This window comes from Methylobacterium isbiliense (genome assembly GCF_022179325.1).
In the GTDB taxonomy this organism is placed as follows: Bacteria; Pseudomonadota; Alphaproteobacteria; order Rhizobiales; family Beijerinckiaceae; genus Methylobacterium; species Methylobacterium isbiliense.
Map to the genome: position 1 here is coordinate 1 of NZ_BPQQ01000163.1, position 1,066 is coordinate 1,066.

Sequence of the window (1,066 nt, forward strand, 5' to 3'; positions counted from 1 at the left end):
GGCGCCGCGCCGCGCCGCCGGTGGCTGCAGGCCATCGCCCGGCCGCTCGGCCTCTCGGCGAGCTTCGTACCACGGGCGGACCGGCCGACCGGATGGAACGTGTGGTGGCGCCTGTCTCCCGAGACGGTGCAGGAGATGCTGGCGATTCTCGGCTTCGCGGAGTCCGCCGTGCACACGCATCGCCAGCGCTACCTCGGCGCCTCCCGCCCCTGCTACACGATCGTCGCGCGCCGGACCGATCCGACCAACGACGATCCGGAGACGTGCTGATGGGGGTCGCAGGGCCGGCGTGCAGCATGGAGAGAGGGCAGTCATGCGGCGGTCGCTGAGGAGGAGCGTCGACGTCTGGGGCGAGACGACGATCACGACGGAGACGCCGCGCCTGCGCACGGTCGAGAACGCCTGTTACCTTCCCTTCGTCCATGCCGGGCCCTGGGGCGTGTTCGATGCCGAGCACCGCATCGTCGAAGAAGGCGTGGACTATCTCGGGACGGAGCGCCATCTGCACAATCAGGTGGTGGACTGGCCGCCCGGGCTTCCCACGCCGACGGAGGAAGCTCCCGAGGAGCACTACATCTATCTCGGGCAACTCAACCCGCATTACGGCCATTTCATCATCAACACCCTGGCCCGCTTCTGGCCGTTGCTCGACGCGGGCCGCCCGCGCTTGCCGATCCTGTGCCACAGCTATTTCGGGGGGCACGAGCTGCTGGCCGGCTGCTCATTCGTGGTCGACATCCTCGAACGCCTCGGCCTGCGCCTGGGCGACATCACGGTCTACGACCGTCCGGTTCGTGTCCGGCGCCTCACCGTCGTCGCCCCGGCCCTCCACGAGGTGGCCTCGGCCCATCCGCTCATGGCCGCGCTCGGGGAGGCGATCGGGCGGACCTCGCTCGAGGGCGTCGCGATCGATGCGGAAGCCCGGCCCGTCTACCTGTCGAAGGCGAGGCTGACCGCCTACGTGCAGCGGATCGAGAACGAGGAGGAGATGACCGAGACGCTGAGCCGGTCGGGTGTCGACGTCATCTATCCCGAAACACTGACCTTCGACGAGCAGGTGAGGCTG

At 68.9% G+C, this 1,066-nt stretch carries 1 protein-coding gene and 1 pseudogene; both read left to right on the top strand.

The window, feature by feature from the left end; all coding sequences use genetic code 11:
* Window positions 1-270, top strand: a pseudogene (locus MFF61_RS33765) (hypothetical protein); the annotation flags it as partial.
* Window positions 271-313: 43 nt separating this feature from the next.
* Window positions 314-1,066: glycosyltransferase 61 family protein (locus MFF61_RS33770; RefSeq protein ID WP_238242236.1), on the top strand; the 753-nt coding region annotated here is incomplete at its 3' end.